This window comes from Agrobacterium sp. Ap1 (assembly GCF_017313375.1).
GTDB classification, from domain to species: Bacteria; Pseudomonadota; Alphaproteobacteria; order Rhizobiales; family Rhizobiaceae; genus Neorhizobium; species Neorhizobium cellulosilyticum.
Map to the genome: position 1 here is coordinate 342,418 of NZ_JAFLMY010000001.1, position 14,409 is coordinate 356,826.

Annotated in this window: 13 protein-coding genes; 4 read left to right on the forward strand and 9 right to left on the reverse strand. The window is 58.4% G+C overall.

Features of this window, described 5'->3' with window-relative positions; all coding sequences use genetic code 11:
- Positions 1-17: 17 nt before the first annotated feature.
- Both JZX87_RS01680 and JZX87_RS01685 read left to right on the forward strand, forming a co-directional pair.
- Entirely contained in the window at positions 18-902 is an 885-nt protein-coding gene (locus JZX87_RS01680; RefSeq protein WP_206823213.1) for an aldo/keto reductase family oxidoreductase, read from the forward strand.
- A 187-nt stretch (positions 903-1,089) separates the two neighbouring features.
- Positions 1,090-1,719, forward strand: coding sequence for a hypothetical protein (locus JZX87_RS01685; protein WP_206823215.1), 630 nt, complete (start codon positions 1,090-1,092; stop codon positions 1,717-1,719).
- A 105-nt stretch (positions 1,720-1,824) separates the two neighbouring features.
- Here the strand turns inward: JZX87_RS01685 and xylA are convergent, their stop codons facing one another.
- The 5 genes from xylA to JZX87_RS01710 form a co-directional block, all read right to left on the reverse strand.
- Complete coding sequence (gene xylA, locus JZX87_RS01690; protein ID WP_206823218.1) at positions 1,825-3,135, reverse strand: xylose isomerase; 1,311 nt, start codon at positions 3,133-3,135, stop codon at positions 1,825-1,827.
- A 123-nt stretch (positions 3,136-3,258) separates the two neighbouring features.
- The gene (gene xylB, locus JZX87_RS01695; RefSeq protein WP_206823876.1) at positions 3,259-4,713 is read right to left on the reverse strand and encodes a xylulokinase; all 1,455 of its coding nucleotides are present in this window, start codon (positions 4,711-4,713) and stop codon (positions 3,259-3,261) included.
- Between the two features lie 22 nt (positions 4,714-4,735).
- Positions 4,736-5,761 carry a LacI family DNA-binding transcriptional regulator gene (locus JZX87_RS01700; protein ID WP_206823221.1) on the reverse strand — a complete coding sequence of 342 codons (1,026 nt, stop codon included), beginning with the start codon at positions 5,759-5,761 and terminating at the stop codon, positions 4,736-4,738.
- 148 nt (positions 5,762-5,909) lie between these two features.
- On the reverse strand, positions 5,910-7,511 hold the full coding sequence (locus JZX87_RS01705; protein WP_206823231.1) for a DHA2 family efflux MFS transporter permease subunit: 1,602 nt from the start codon (positions 7,509-7,511) through the stop codon (positions 5,910-5,912).
- 58 nt (positions 7,512-7,569) lie between these two features.
- Entirely contained in the window at positions 7,570-8,775 is a 1,206-nt protein-coding gene (locus tag JZX87_RS01710) for an HlyD family secretion protein (protein ID WP_206823234.1), read from the reverse strand.
- A gap of 133 nt (positions 8,776-8,908) precedes the next feature.
- Between JZX87_RS01710 and JZX87_RS01715 the strand changes: the two genes are divergently transcribed.
- Both JZX87_RS01715 and JZX87_RS01720 read left to right on the forward strand, forming a co-directional pair.
- A complete protein-coding gene (locus tag JZX87_RS01715) occupies positions 8,909-9,604 on the forward strand; it encodes a TetR/AcrR family transcriptional regulator (protein WP_206823237.1) in 696 nt (231 codons plus the stop codon).
- A 107-nt stretch (positions 9,605-9,711) separates the two neighbouring features.
- The gene (locus JZX87_RS01720; protein WP_183821011.1) at positions 9,712-10,482 is read left to right on the forward strand and encodes a TerC family protein; all 771 of its coding nucleotides are present in this window, start codon (positions 9,712-9,714) and stop codon (positions 10,480-10,482) included.
- 41 nt (positions 10,483-10,523) lie between these two features.
- Here the strand turns inward: JZX87_RS01720 and JZX87_RS01725 are convergent, their stop codons facing one another.
- The 4 genes from JZX87_RS01725 to JZX87_RS01740 form a co-directional block, all read right to left on the reverse strand.
- On the reverse strand, positions 10,524-11,066 hold the full coding sequence (locus JZX87_RS01725) for a glutathione peroxidase (RefSeq protein WP_206823240.1): 543 nt from the start codon (positions 11,064-11,066) through the stop codon (positions 10,524-10,526).
- A 65-nt stretch (positions 11,067-11,131) separates the two neighbouring features.
- Positions 11,132-11,890 (reverse strand): ABC transporter ATP-binding protein, encoded by a 759-nt coding sequence (locus tag JZX87_RS01730; protein ID WP_206823242.1) that lies wholly within the window; start codon positions 11,888-11,890, stop codon positions 11,132-11,134.
- Positions 11,890-12,879 carry a FecCD family ABC transporter permease gene (locus JZX87_RS01735; RefSeq protein WP_206823878.1) on the reverse strand — a complete coding sequence of 330 codons (990 nt, stop codon included), beginning with the start codon at positions 12,877-12,879 and terminating at the stop codon, positions 11,890-11,892. Before JZX87_RS01735 ends, JZX87_RS01730 begins: the two co-directional genes overlap by 1 nt.
- A gap of 208 nt (positions 12,880-13,087) precedes the next feature.
- Entirely contained in the window at positions 13,088-14,209 is a 1,122-nt protein-coding gene (locus JZX87_RS01740; RefSeq protein ID WP_206823244.1) for an ABC transporter substrate-binding protein, read from the reverse strand.
- Positions 14,210-14,409 lie beyond the last annotated feature (200 nt).

A 14,409-nucleotide genomic window follows, 5' to 3' on the forward strand; every position in this document is an offset into this window, starting at 1 on the left:
GCAAAAGGAGCATCCCCATGTCCGATCAGAGCACATTCGATCTCGCAAAATCCGGCACGTTCAAGATGGGCAGCCATACGGTCAAGCGCATCGGCTACGGCGCCATGCAGCTGGCCGGCCCGGGCGTCTTCGGCCAGCCGAAGGATCGCGCAGCTGCCGTCGCCGTCCTGCGCGCTGCGATCGAGGCCGGCGTTGATCATATCGACACCAGCGATTTCTACGGTCCGCATGTCACCAATCAGATCATCCGTGAAGCGCTGCATCCCTACCCGGACAATCTCACCATCGTCACCAAGGTTTCCGCAAAACGCGGCCCGAATGCCGAATGGCTGCCGGCCATGTCGAAGGAGGAGCTTACCGCCGCCGTCCACGACAATCTCCGCAATCTTGGCCTCGATGTCATCGACATCGTCAACTTCCGCTCGATGCACGGCATCCACGGCCCGGCGGAAGGATCGATCGAGGAACTGGTGACGGTTCTGGCCGATCTACAGCGTCAGGGCCTTATCCGCCATATCGGCGTGTCGAACGTCACGCCCACCCAGATCGCCGAAGCACGCAAGATCACCGAGATCGTCTGCGTCCAGAACCAGTACAATCTCGCCCATCGCGAAGACGATGCGTTCATCGATCAGCTGGCCAAGGAAGGTATGGCTTACGTCCCCTTCTTCCCGCTCGGAGGTTTCTCGCCGCTGCAGTCCTCGACGCTTTCAGATGTCGCGGCACGCCTGAACGCCACGCCGATGCAGGTCGCCCTCGCTTGGCTGCTGCAGCGCTCGCCGAACATTCTTCTCATCCCCGGCACGTCCTCAATTGGCCACCTGAAGGAAAATCTCGCCGCGGGTGAGCTGAAGTTGCCTCAGGACGCCCTGAGCAAACTGGATGGCATCGCCGGCAAATGAGTTTGCAGCGAGACGCCGGACACTTAGATCGACATTGTTTAATTCTTGCCAATTACCGCTACCATTTTTCAGTGTACGGAAGTGGCCTGCTAAAATTCTAAGCTTTAGGCGAACGAGAAGATAATCTCCGATCGGGTAAAAATGCACTGTCATGATCGACGACATTTTTTAAGGACGGAGATTATTTTTGCTCGAAAATTGGATTTCAGCACTGCAACTCGGCGCAGCCCTAAGCTTTGTACTCGGTGCGCATGCCTCGTATCGACAACCCAGAGAGGCCAAACTGGAAAAATGGGCTGATGAGGCTGTTCAACAGATCGCCGAGTTGAGAAAACGGGACGGGGAAATTTCTGCACGGATGGTTCCCGAAGGGACACTGCTCAACACAGTCAAGTGGAAAAATATGTCTACGACTGATCTAAACGATTACAGACGAGATGTAACGATTCGCTACCATAACAAGATTTCTCAATACAAAGACCGAGATAGACGACGCCAAGCTTTGCTTTGGATCAACGGCGTTTTTTCTGTAATTGGTCTGATTATAGCCTCAGCAATTCCAAATACTCCGATTTCGAACATTGGTGTAGGTGCCGTAGCTACTGCTTTAATTGTTATTCCGATTGTCTGCATGCTGTCTGTGTGGATTGAGGAGATGGCTTTGCACCGCGAAGCAAGCCCAAGCAATCGTTCTGCTGCAAAGGAACAGGGTCGTTCGCCAAAAATTCGAAGCACTGCCACTCGCGGTCAGATGTTTCATGTTTTCGCAGAGATACGTCGTCGCGAGCGTGCTGGCCGTCTCGAAAACGAAGAATAAAACCGCCTTGCTTTGCGCTTGGTTTCAAATCCCAAAGGATGCTCACGCCAACTTGTGATGGATGGCGTGAGCGAAATCAAGTTCAGCGGAGCTTAATGACTCAAATTACACATACCGGTTGACAACGTTTTCCAGATATTCCTGGCGGCCGGACTTAGGTTCCGGATTGATGTTTTCGCGCTCCACCTTTGCGGCGATCTCTTCGAGCTTCAATTCGCCGCGCAGCATCTTCTGCGCATCCGCACTGTCCCACTTCGCATAACGGTCGGCGAGCGGCTTCGACAGCGCACCGTCCTCCACCATCTTCGCCGCTGCCTTCAGTCCTCGGGCGCAGCAATCCATGCCGCCGATATGGCCGATCAACAGGTCGGCCGGATCAATCGACTGGCGACGCAGCTTGCTATCGAAGTTCGTACCGCCGGTGGTAAACCCGCCTGCGAGCAGAACCTGATAATAGGCCAGCGCCATTTCCGGAACGTTGTTGGGGAACTGGTCGGTATCCCAGCCGGACTGGTAGTCGTTGCGGTTCATGTCGATCGAACCGAAGATGCCGTGAGCGGCAGCGAGCGCCAGCTCATGTTCGAACGTATGGCCGGCAAGGATCGCGTGGCCCTGCTCGATATTCATCTTCACTTCGTTTTCCAGGCCGTACTTCTTCAGGAAGCCGTAAACGGTCGCGACGTCATAGTCATACTGGTGCTTGGTCGGCTCCTGCGGCTTCGGCTCGACCAGGATCTGGCCCTTGAAGCCGATCTTGTATTTGTATTCCACCACCATATGCAGCATCCGCGCCATCTGGTCGAATTCGCGCTTCAGGTCGGTATTGAGCAGCGTCTCGTAACCTTCGCGACCACCCCATAGAACATAGTTCTCGCCGCCGAGCTTCATCGTCGCGTCCATGCAGGTCTTGATGGTCGCAGCCGAATAGGCAAACACATCCGGATCCGGATTGGTCGAGGCACCGGCCATGAAGCGGCGGTTGGAAAACAGGTTCGCCGTGCCCCAGAGCAGTTTAACGCCGGTCTCTTCCTGCTTCTTGGCGAAGTAATCGACAATCTCGTTGAGGTTCTTGGTGTTCTCGGCAAACGTCTTGCCCTCGGGGCGAACGTCGGCATCGTGGAAGCAGTAATAGGGAGCACCGAGCAGCGAGAACATTTCGAACGCGACATCGGCCTTCAGCTTGGCCTTGCCCATCTCGTCGCCATACCACGGACGGTCGAATGTGCGTCCACCGAAGGGATCGCCGCCCTCCCAGGCAAACGAGTGCCAGTAGGCTACGGCAAAGCGCAGATGATCTTCCATCCGCTTACCCGCAACAATCTCATCGGGATTGTAGAAGCGATAGGCCAGCGGATTGGTGCTGTCCGGTCCCTCGTACTTGATCTTCGAAATATCGCCGAAAAATCCTGTGCTCATATGTGTTTCCTCCTTGGAAAGCTTCTCTAAACTTAAATTGAGGTACGTACCTCATTGTGAGCCAAAAAATGCTTATATTCCGGCTCGGTTTTTGAGGAGGGGTCTACCCCCTCCCCGATAAAATCAGCCGGCAATCGCCCGGATTGCCGGATAGGCGGCGCGGTAACGCGAATAGGCAGCCTCATAGGCATTAGACAGCGCAGAAACCGGATCGATCGTCGCCTCCGTCTTCGGTGCAGAGCAGACAGAAACCGGATCGGCCCCCGTCGCCGCAATCAGACCGAGGCGGGCTGCACCGAAGGCCGCACCGAAATCTCCGTCAGCCGGAATATCGACCGGAACACCAAGCGAGGTCGCGATCGAGGACAGCCAGTAACGCGAGCGCGAACCGCCGCCGATCGCCGTCACACGGGAAATCGAGGTTCCCGCGGATTTCAGCGCCTCGAGATTGTCGCGGATCGCAAAGGTCACGCCTTCCAGCACCGCCTGGGTCAAGACCACACGGCTCGACTCGTGTTCGAGGCCGATAAACGCGCCGCGGATAACCGCATCATTATGCGGCGTGCGCTCACCCGAAAGATAGGGCAGGAAGGTGACACCGGTCGGCGCCTTCAGCGTATCGCCGAGTTCGCCGGACAGTTCTGCCGCCGATTTCCCCATCACCTTCGCATGCCAGTTGATCGCATCTGCAGCCGAAAGGATGACGCCCATCTGGTGCCAGGTATTCGGCAAAGCGTGGCAGAAGGCATGAACGGCGCTTTCCGGCTTCGGCAGATAGGAACCGTTGGCAGCAAACAGCACGCCGGACGTGCCGAGCGAGACGAAAGCCTGCCCTTCCTTCACCGTACCCATGCCGCAGGCCGAAGCGGCATTGTCGCCTGCCCCGCCCGCCACGACCACATCGCCGGAAATACCCCATTTGGATTTCAGCTCGCCGCGCAGCTTGCCTGCCTGATCGGTCCCTTCGACCAGAGACGGCATCTGCGCCTCCGAAAGATCGGTCGCCGCAAGCAGTTCGGACGACCATTTGCGCGCGCCGGTATCGAGCCAGGAGGTACCGGCAGAATCGGACATTTCAGAAATATACTCGCCTGTCAGCCAGAGACGCAGATAGTCCTTCGGCAACAGCACCTTGGCGATCTTGGCAAAAATCTCCGGCTCGTTTTTCTTCACCCAGGCCAGCTTCGGCGCGGTAAAGCCGGGAAACACGATATTGCCGGTGATCGCCCGAAAACGCGGATCGGCATCGAGTTCCGCCGCCTCGTGGAAGGAGCGTGTGTCGTTCCACAAAATGCACGGCCGCAGAACATTGTCCTCTGCATCCAGCAATGTCGCGCCGTGCATCTGGCCGGAAAGACCGATGCCCTTCACCGCCGAAAGCTCCGCCGGATGCGCAACTTTCAGGCCTGCGATCGCCTCTTCGCAGGCACGAACCCAATGCGCCGGATCCTGCTCGGACCAGCCGGAATGCGGGCGCGAAACATCGAGCGCACCGCTCGCCGAACCGATGATCTTCTGGTCGCCATCGATCAGCATCGCTTTGACGCCGGAAGTGCCGAGATCGAGACCGAGATACATGTACTGTCCTTTCATTCTGCCCTCAGGGCATGTTGTCCTTCAGGAATATGTCGATACGAATACGCTCCTGTGCGGCAATCACCGACAGGCCCTCCACCTTGCCCTTCAGCACGCGGATGGCGCTGCGTACCTCGTGGCCGGCATCCTGATTGAGCACGGCATCGATGAGGTCTTCGGCAAGCGCCGCACGCGTGGTTCCGGTCAGTTCGTGAGCGACGACCACAGGCCGTGCCTCGCGAGCGACCTCGCGCAGCGCATGCACCATGCCGCGATTACCCGCACCAAGACTGTAAAGACCGATAATATCGGGATAACGCCTCAACGCTGCCGAAACGACCTCAGCCGTAAGCGCCGGATTGTCCCGCGCTTCCATCACCGGCAACACGTCGAGCCGCGCAAAATTCTCGCCCATCACCGCCAGAAAGCCTTCCAGTCGCTCACGATGGTCGCGCACCAGCATCGATCCGGCGATGACAGCGATCCGCCCATTGCGTCCACCGGTAAACCGGCCGAGCAGATTGGCCGCCGTGCGTCCCGCCGCATGATTGTCGATACCGGCGAAATGATCCCGTTCCGATCCGGGAAGATCGGAGACGAGCGTGACAACGGCGATGCCGGCCTCCTTCAGCCCTGCCACCGCGGCATGCACTTCGGCCCCCTCGACGGCGACGAATGCAACGCCATCAGGCCTGTCGGGAATGATACGATTGAGCGCGTCTGCCAATGCTGCGGCATCGAAGGGCGGCACTTCCACGATACGGATTTGCGTGCGCTCCGCGCCAGACCGCGAAATTGCGGCATGAACCTCGTCACGGATCCCGATCATGAAGGAATTGTCGTAATTCGGCAGCACGAAGACGAAGGAATAGGTCCGTCCTTTGGCCAGATTGGCCGCCGCCACATCGCGCACGTAGCCAAGACTGGAGATCGCCTGCTCGACGCGCTCGCGGGTAACATGCCTCACACCGGGCCGACCATTAAGAACGCGATCGACCGTCGCTAGGCTGACGCCTGCGCTACGCGCGATATCATGGACGGTGGGCTTCATGAATTCCTCCGTGAAGCGTCCTATCTCAGTTTTTGAGGTACGTAAATCAGAAAATCACGGCGATCGGGAAACGAAACTGAAAAGGGGCCGTCACCCTGCGGTAACGGCCCCTTTTCGGCGGTGGTTTCCTGAAATTTTCGCTGAACGCTCAGTGACCGCCGCCACTTCGCCCTGTGATCTGCGGCGAAGGTTTCTCGATCATCGCGACACCCAGCACCATCAATCCGAACAGCACGGTGAGGATCAGGAAGACGTCGCTGAACGACATGACGACGGCCTGCTGCGTAACAAGATTGACCATCTGCCGGATTGCGCCGGTGGCACCATCCAGTCCGGCTGCGTTGAGATTGGAGGTCATGCTGTTCAACTGGTCGACAGCGGTCGGGTTGCCCCAGTCGAGATGCTCGCGCAGCCGCTCATAATGCACATCCTGACGGTTGGACAGCACGGTGCTGATGATGGCCAGCCCCACGGCGCCACCGAGGTTACGCGTCAGGTTAAACAGGCCCGATGCCCCGCGAATACGGGCGGGCGGCAGCGTGCCGAGCGCGATATTGTTGATCGGCACCATGCACATCATCAGGCCGAAACCTCGCAGGATCTGCGGGACGAACAGCTCGTAGAAATCCCAGTCCACGGTAATCCCGGTCATGATATAGGTGCCAGCGCCGAAGCTAACGAAGCCCAGCACCATCATCGCTCTCAGGTCCATGATCGTCGACAGCTTGCCCGCGATCGGCGCAGTGAAGAACATCGCCAGACCCGAGACGAACATCGTCTCGCCGATCATCAGGCTGTCATAGTCACGCACGCGGCTCAGATAGACCGGGTAGATATAGGTCAGCCCGTAAAGCCCGATCCCCATCACGAAGGAGAAAATCGAGCCCAGCGCAAAGTTTCGATTGGCGAAAGCCGTCAGGTCCACCACCGGGAACTCGACCGTGAAAGCCCGATAGAAGAAAACCATGGCGCCGACAGCCGAAGCGATCGCGCCGATGACGATCAGGTGGTCGTTAAACCAGTCGTTGGAATTCCCTTCTTCCAGCACATATTCCAGCGCTCCGAGGAAGACGCCCATGGAAAAGAGACCCCACCAGTCGAACTTCTTGAGAAGCGAAAGCTCCGGCTTGTCGAAGTCGATGAAGTTCCACGCAACGATCGTGACTATGATGCCCGGAACGATATTGACGAGAAACAGCCAGTGCCAGGAGAAGGCGTGGGAAAGATAGCCGCCGACAGTCGGGCCGATGGTTGGCGCAAGTGTAGCGATAAGCCCGATGATCGGCGAGACGATGGCGCGCTTCGACGGCGGGAAGATGGTGAAGGCCGCAGCGAATACCGAGGGGATCATGCCCCCGCCGATAAAGCCCTGAATGGCGCGATAAACGATCATCTGATCGATATTCGTCGCCGTGGCGCAGAGCGCGCTTGCAACCGTAAAACCGGCAGCGGAAGCGGCGAAGAGATAGCGTGTCGAGATGATCCGCGCGAGCGTACCCGAAAGCGGAATCATGATGACCTCCGCAATAAGATAGGATGTCTGCACCCAGCCGATCTCGTCCGAACCGGCGGACAAGCCCGCCTGGATTTCAGACAACGAAGCCGAGACGATCTGGATATCGAGGATCGACATGAACATGCCGAGCACCATGGCGAAGAAAGCAATCAGCTTTCTCCGATCCATTGGCTCGTCTGCCGGCATGGAAGCGGCCGGCACTGATCCTGCAGTTGTTGTTGCGCTCCCAGCCATGGGACCACCTCCGCCCTTCGCTCAGGGCCTGTTTGACGAGGAGCCGGACAATCGGCTGTTAGTTCTTCGGCGCAGTGCGCGTATCGACATCGACCACGACACTTAAGCCAGCCCGAAGGCGACCCGTGTCGAGAGCATCCTGCGGCAGTGCGATACGAACCGGAACGCGCTGGATGATCTTGGTGAAGTTGCCCGTCGCGTTTTCCGGCGGCAGCAGCGAGAAGACCGAACCAGAAGCCGGCGAGATCGATTCTACCGTGCCGGTGATCGGGTCGTCGCCATAGGCATCGACATGCACCTTCACCTTGGAGCCCGGCTCCAGATGCTGGATCTGGGTCTCCTTGAAGTTGGCATCGATATAGAGCTGGCGGGTCGGAACCAGCGCCATCAGTCGCTGGCCGGGCGAAACGAGATCGCCTTCCTGAACCGAGCGGTTACCGACAACACCGTCATAAGGAGCCTTGAGCACCGTGAACGAGAGATCGCGGGCCGCCTTGTCACGCTGCAGTTCCAGCGTTCGGATAGAGCTTTCAGCTTCGTTGCGCTGCGCTTCGAGGATGGTGATATTGGCCTGGGCCGACTTGATCGCCGCCTCGCCACCGACAAGATTGGCATGAGCCTGATCAAGAGCCACATTGGCGCTATCGAGATCGGCAGCCGTGCCGACCGACTTGGTGGCAAGTTCCTGTTGGCGCTTCTGGGTGATCTCTGCGCCACGAACGGCGGCTTCGAGCGCAACTTTCGAAGCCTGTGCCTGTGCAAGACTGGCTTCCGCACCTTCGACCTGCGCATCGATACGCGAGAGTGACAGCTTTTCGGTCTCGATCGCCGCGTTGGCCTGATCGAGCGCGTTCTGATAGTCACCATTGTCAAGCGTGGCCAATACGTCGCCTGCCTTCACCTGTTGGTTGGCAACCACATTCACCTTGGCAACGAAAGCCGTGACCTTCGGAGAAATCGTGGCGATGTCGCCTTCGATATAGGCGTCATCGGTCGACACCATGAAACGGCCGGTGGTCCACCATTCATAGCCATACCACGCACCACCGGCGAGAAGCGCAAGCACGACAACCGGAAGCACGAAACCGCGCTTCTTTTTCTTCGGTGCATCTGCCGTCTGGGCAGGAGCCTGCGACTGTGCCGGCGCAGCCGGACTAGCCTCAGCCGCAGCAGGGCTTGCATCGCCCTGCTCCTGCGTCTTGCTCACGTCGATGTCATCGCTTTTTACTGTGCGCAGAGCGCCGGCATTTTTAGAAGCCGTCATGGGTATAACCGTCGTTGAAGGAGGTTGAAACCAATCGAACCGATCAGTTCGGAGCGTTGACATAGAGCCTTCTTTGCCACATATCAAGTCCAGATCGAACCAACCGGTTCGAAAAAAGTTGGAAATGGAAAAAATGACGCCGAAAGGGTTAAAAAAGGTCTTGCTTAAGGAAACCGTGAAGGTATCCGGCCGCTTTGCAGCGGGCGAGGACCCCGTAAAGCGCGAGCAGATCCTCGACGGTGCCAAGCGTGTTTTCATGCGCATGGGTTTTGATGCAGCAAGCATGAATGACATTACCCGGGAGGCAGGCGTCTCAAAAGGGACGATCTATGTCTATTTTGCCAATAAGGAAGACCTCTTCGTCGCGATGGTAGAGATGGAACGCGAGGCGTTTCTCGGCTCCATGAGGACTGTGTTGGCCAAAAGCGAAAATATCGAAAAGGGCCTTTACGAGTTCGGCGTCACCTTTCTCGAACACATGACCGACGAAAAGGTAGTCACCGCGATGCGCACGGTGCTCGGGGTTCGTGAACGCATGCCCGATCTCTGTTCCCGTTTTTTCCGCGGCCCACAGAATCTGAGAACGGTCCTGCACGATTATCTGGTTCAGGGCGCCGCCGCCGGCACGCTGGAGATCGACGATCTCGATCTCGCCGCCGGCCAGTTCCTTGATCTTGTCAGCGGCAGCTTCTTCAAATTCCGCCTTTTCGGTACGATGCCAGAGCCACCGTCGCGACAGGAGATTGAACGTGTTATACGCGGCGCCATCCGCGTTTTCATGGCAGCTTATGCATCGGATAACAAATCCGTGATCGCCAAGGTCGTCTGAACTAGGCAAATTGTCGCTTGATAGGCGCAACCTCCTCTTGTTTTTAGGCTGAAAGCCCCCAAATGCGGCGGGCATTTACCGCCTTTGATTGAAAACAGGAGACATGGATGGACATAGCAGCGCTCTTAGCAGACCCGGGGGCCTGGGTAGCGCTCGTAACACTCGTGGTCATGGAAGTCGTGCTCGGCATCGACAACCTGATCTTCATTTCCATCCTGACCAACAAGCTGCCGCCTGAGCATCGCGAAAAGGCACGCAAGATCGGTATCGGTCTGGCCCTTATCATGCGCCTCGGCCTGCTCGGCACGATCGCCTGGATCGTCCAGCTGACCAACCCGATTTTCGAGGTGTTCGGACAGCCCTTCTCCTGGAAGGACCTGATCCTCATCGCAGGTGGTCTCTTCCTCGTCTACAAGGCGACCAAGGAAATCCATCACTCGGTCGATACGATTGACCACAAGGAAGATCTGGTCGGCGCCGGCGCGGAAGTTGTGAAGATGAGCTTCAGCACCGCGATCGTGCAGATCCTCATCCTCGACCTCGTCTTCTCGATCGACAGCATCATCACCGCAGTTGGCATGACGCCGCACCTGCCGATCATGATCGTCGCCGTCGTCGCAGCCGTCACCGTCATGCTGCTTGCAGCCACCCCGCTCGCCAACTTCATCGAGCGTAACCCGACCATCGTCATGCTGGCGCTCGGCTTCCTGCTGATGATCGGTGCGACACTGATCGCAGAAGGTTTCGGCGTCCATGTGCCGAAGGGCTACATCTACGCCGCCATGGCTTTCTCGGCTCTGGTCGAGATGCTCAACATGTGGTCCAGAAACGCCAAGGCCAAAAACAAGGCCAAAGGCGGAGGCACCAAACTGCATTGATCCAAGGAAAAGGGCGCCTGAGGCGCCGTTTTTTATTCCCGCTATTTTGCCAGTTCGCGATCGAGAGCCTCGACCAACCGGCTGTCATCGGCAGTCACATCCGGCGCAAAACGCCCAACCACTTTGCCGTCGCGGCCGATCAGGAATTTCTCGAAATTCCAGACGATCTCCGCGTCATCGGCAACCTCCATGCCATGACCTCTCAGCCGTTCCTTCATCGGGCCGTCGCCGGTCGTCGCGACGCCTGAGCCGGTGAGCGCCTTGTAGAGCGGATGCTTGTCCTCGCCCTTCACCGAAATCTTCGAGAAGATCGGGAATTTCACGTCATAGGTCAGCTGGCAGAATTCGACGATCTCGGCATCCGTGCCGGGTTCCTGACCCTTGAAATTGTTGGCCGGGAAGGCCGTGATGACAAACCCCTTGTCCTTCTTGTCCTCATAGAGCTTTTCCAGACCTTCATACTGCTTGGTCAGCCCGCATTTGGAAGCGACGTTCACGACCAGCATGACCTGCCCCTTGTAGCTGGCAAGCGTTGTCTCGCTCCCGTCAGTACGCTTGACGGGAATGGAAAGAATCTCGGTCATGGAAAACTCCTCAAGGCAATGCAGATGCCCGCCAGCTTAATACGCGCGTCCGGCTTGTCCATCACTCATGCCACTTCGTCGATCAGCACCTGGATAAATCCGCGCGAACAGCGCTCAATACGGCCAGTAACCCCATAGACCTGGTTGAGAACATCGGGCGTCAGAGCGTGTTGCGGCTCACCATCTGAGACAACGTGGCCGCCGGACAGAAGCACCAGCCGATCACACCAGCGGCATGCGAGACCGAGATCGTGCAGGACTGCGATAGAGATGATCCCCTGTTCCTCGGTAATCTCGCGGATCGTGCGCATGACGCGGATCTGATGGGCAACATCCAGCGCCGAGGTCGGCTCGTCGAGCAGCAACACGCGCGGCTTGCGCACCAGTGCCTGCGCGAGGCTGGCAAGCTGCCGTTGGCCGCCGGAGAGCGAGTCCAGCTGCGCCATGGCAAGATTGCTGATGCCGAGCCGATCAAGAACGGCAAGCGAGCGTTTGACCGCATCTGGATCGCGCGACGAAGCACGAAGTGCCCCGATCGTTGCCTCCAGCACCGTCAGCGCTACCCGCTGCGGCAGGGATTGCGGCATGTAGGTGATCGCCAGTGCGCGCTGCGCCGGCGATTGCCGCGTGATGTCGGCGCCATCCAGATGCAACACCCCGCCCGCCTTGTGAAGGCCCGCCAGCGAACGCAGCAGCGTCGACTTGCCAGCGCCGTTCTGGCCGAGAAACGCGGTGATCGTCCCGGCAGGCATCGCGGAAATATCGACATCCGTCAGGACCGGCTTTTTGCCGTAACCGGCAGAGAGTTTTTCGACCGAAAGCATCAGGCCTTCCCCTTCGTGCTGAAAATCAGGGCAAGGAAGAACGGCACGCCAATCAGCGAGGTGACGATACCGACCGGGATCAGCACGCCCGGCACGATGATCTTGCTGGCGGCCGATGCGAGCGCCATGACCAGCGCGCCGCACAGCATGCTTGCCGGCAGGAAAAAACGATGATCCTCGCCGACCAGAAGCCGGGCGAGATGCGGGCCGACAAGCCCGATGAACCCGATCGTGCCGACGAAGGAGACAGAGGTGGCCGCCAGAATGCTGACACGCAGCAGCGAGAAGAAGCGCAGCCGCGTCACGTCGATGCCGAAGGAACGCGCCCGATCCTCACCGAGCCTCAACGCCGTCAGCTTCCAGCAGGCAGCCATCGAGAAAGGCACGACGCAGGCCATGACCAGCGCCATGATTTGCAGCTTCGTCCAGGTCGAGCGGGTGAGGCTCCCCATGCTCCAGAAGACGAGCTGCTGCAGCGCCTCGGCGGAAGCAACAAACTGCATAATGGCAACCAGCGCATTGAAGATGAAAACGAGCGCAATGCCGAACAGCACGAGCGTCTCGACACCCGCACCGCGCAGGCCGGAAAGCGCCTGCAGCAACAGGACCGAACCGAAGGCGAAGATGAAGGCATTGGCGGGAATGAACCACTCCGGCGGCAAGCCGGGAATACCGAGCTGCAGCACGATGGCAAGCGCCGCGCCGAAGGATGCGGCAGACGACACGCCGAGCGTGAATGGGCTCGCCAGCGGGTTGTCGAGAATGGTCTGCATCTCGGCACCGGCAAGCGACAGTGACGCGCCGACAAGCAAGGCCATCAGCGAATAGGGCAGCCGCACGTCGACGACGATCGCATGCGTCCCTCGGCTGACAGTCTCCGGCGCAAAGATCGCGGCCAGAACGTCGCTCGGCGACAGACCGGAAGACCCGACACAGACATCGATCACTGCAGCGGCGCAAAGTGCCACGGCAAGAACGATCAGCATCATCACTTTCACGCGGATTTTGCCATGATAGGCACGCTCCGCCTCCGCCAGCAGGACTGGCGGATTGTGTTCGGCAATAGTCACACGATGCTCCGGTGCTTGAGAGCAATTCCAGCATGCCAAAGAACCGGTCTTGCATCAGGAATTGCTTGGAAACAGATAGATGGAGCAGCCTCGCGTTTCAAAGATCAAGCGAAGCTGCTCCAAAAGATTACTGCGTTACCGGCGCGCTCGCGCCGAGCACGACAGGTGCATCGGGGATCTTGGTGAAGGTCTTGATCAGCGTCGCATAGGTTGCGGCGGGATCTAGATCCTTGAAGGCTTCCGGATACATGAAACTCGCCATGTATTCGAGGCCGACGATGTTATACGGGTGGTTGTAGAACTGGTGATAGAGACCGTAGACGCGGCCATCCCGCACCGCCTTCATCGCGGCAAAGCCGTCGCGCTGCTCCAGCTTGCCGAGTGCTGCGGAAACCTGCTGCAGCGTGACGTTGTAGCCGAACGGAGCCGCCGAGTTCTCCGGGTTCGTCCACTGCGAACCGGACATGATGTAGACATCCGGCGGGTTGGAGCCGAGCAGCGCCTCGAGCGACACGGTACCCGTCTGGCCCGGCAGCAACTTCGAGCCGATATTGTTGCCCTTCAGCGAGGTCACCAGCTTGCCGAAGCCGGTATCACCATGGGTAAAGCAGCACCCGTCGCCCTTGTTGCCGGCCTTCGCTTCGACGAAGACGTTCGGAAACACGGTCTGTCTGGCGATGACGTCGTTCAGGTGGTCGAGGTGCTGCTTGTAGAAGGACACGTATTCGCCAGCCTCCTTCTCGCGATCCATGACCTTGCCGAGCACTTTGACGCTTTCCGTCGTGTGGCCGACCGGCTCTTCCATCACGTCCAGATAGACGACCGGGATATCGAGCGCCTTCAGCTTGTCCTCGATACCGCCTTCCTTGAAGGATTTTTGCGCCCGCATCTGAGCGACGACAACATCAGGCTTGGCCGCAATGACCGCTTCCAGATCGGTTTCACCGTCCTCGGACAGGCTCATCACCGGCGGCGCCTTGCCGAAAGCCTGGTCCATCAGCTTGGCAGTGCCCGGATCCGACTTGACGAAATTGGAGCTCCAGCCGACAACACGCGCATAAGGGTTGTCACGATCGAGCAATGCAACGGTCAGCATGTCACGCCCATCCTGCAGAATGATCCGCTCGGGCTTCTTGGCGATCGTCACGGTGCGGCCAGCGACATCGATGATCGTTGCCGGATAGTCGGTGGCAAACGCGGTGGATGCACCAAGCGCAAGGGCAAAGGCGGAAAATACGATCGGTCTCATGGGTGTCCTCTGTGTGTCCGTTGCATCAGATCTCCTCCCGGTTGCGGACCTACGCCTATTTCCTGACCAAAACAATCAACTTTTACTTGAAAAATGGACAGGTCCTGACGACCCCACCCAATTCGCAGTAGAATTGTACAAATCGGCGATATCTCGCATCCGCGTTTGAAACGATAAGGCCTCTCGGGCATTATTGCGTC

Coding starts and splice junctions, on each gene's coding strand:
- JZX87_RS01730 (WP_206823242.1), bottom strand. CDS start 11,890: ATGCTTTCGGTCGAAAAACTCTCTGCCGGTTACGGCAAAAAGCCGGTC.
- xylA (WP_206823218.1), bottom strand. CDS start 3,135: ATGAGCACAGGATTTTTCGGCGATATTTCGAAGATCAAGTACGAGGGA.
- JZX87_RS01725 (WP_206823240.1), bottom strand. CDS start 11,066: ATGACCGAGATTCTTTCCATTCCCGTCAAGCGTACTGACGGGAGCGAG.
- JZX87_RS01700 (WP_206823221.1), bottom strand. CDS start 5,761: ATGAAGCCCACCGTCCATGATATCGCGCGTAGCGCAGGCGTCAGCCTA.
- xylB (WP_206823876.1), bottom strand. CDS start 4,713: ATGTATCTCGGTCTCGATCTCGGCACTTCCGGCGTCAAAGCGATGCTG.
- JZX87_RS01715 (WP_206823237.1), top strand. CDS start 8,909: ATGACGCCGAAAGGGTTAAAAAAGGTCTTGCTTAAGGAAACCGTGAAG.
- JZX87_RS01680 (WP_206823213.1), top strand. CDS start 18: ATGTCCGATCAGAGCACATTCGATCTCGCAAAATCCGGCACGTTCAAG.
- JZX87_RS01705 (WP_206823231.1), bottom strand. CDS start 7,511: ATGGCTGGGAGCGCAACAACAACTGCAGGATCAGTGCCGGCCGCTTCC.
- JZX87_RS01720 (WP_183821011.1), top strand. CDS start 9,712: ATGGACATAGCAGCGCTCTTAGCAGACCCGGGGGCCTGGGTAGCGCTC.
- JZX87_RS01735 (WP_206823878.1), bottom strand. CDS start 12,879: ATGATGCTGATCGTTCTTGCCGTGGCACTTTGCGCCGCTGCAGTGATC.
- JZX87_RS01740 (WP_206823244.1), bottom strand. CDS start 14,209: ATGAGACCGATCGTATTTTCCGCCTTTGCCCTTGCGCTTGGTGCATCC.
- JZX87_RS01710 (WP_206823234.1), bottom strand. CDS start 8,775: ATGACGGCTTCTAAAAATGCCGGCGCTCTGCGCACAGTAAAAAGCGAT.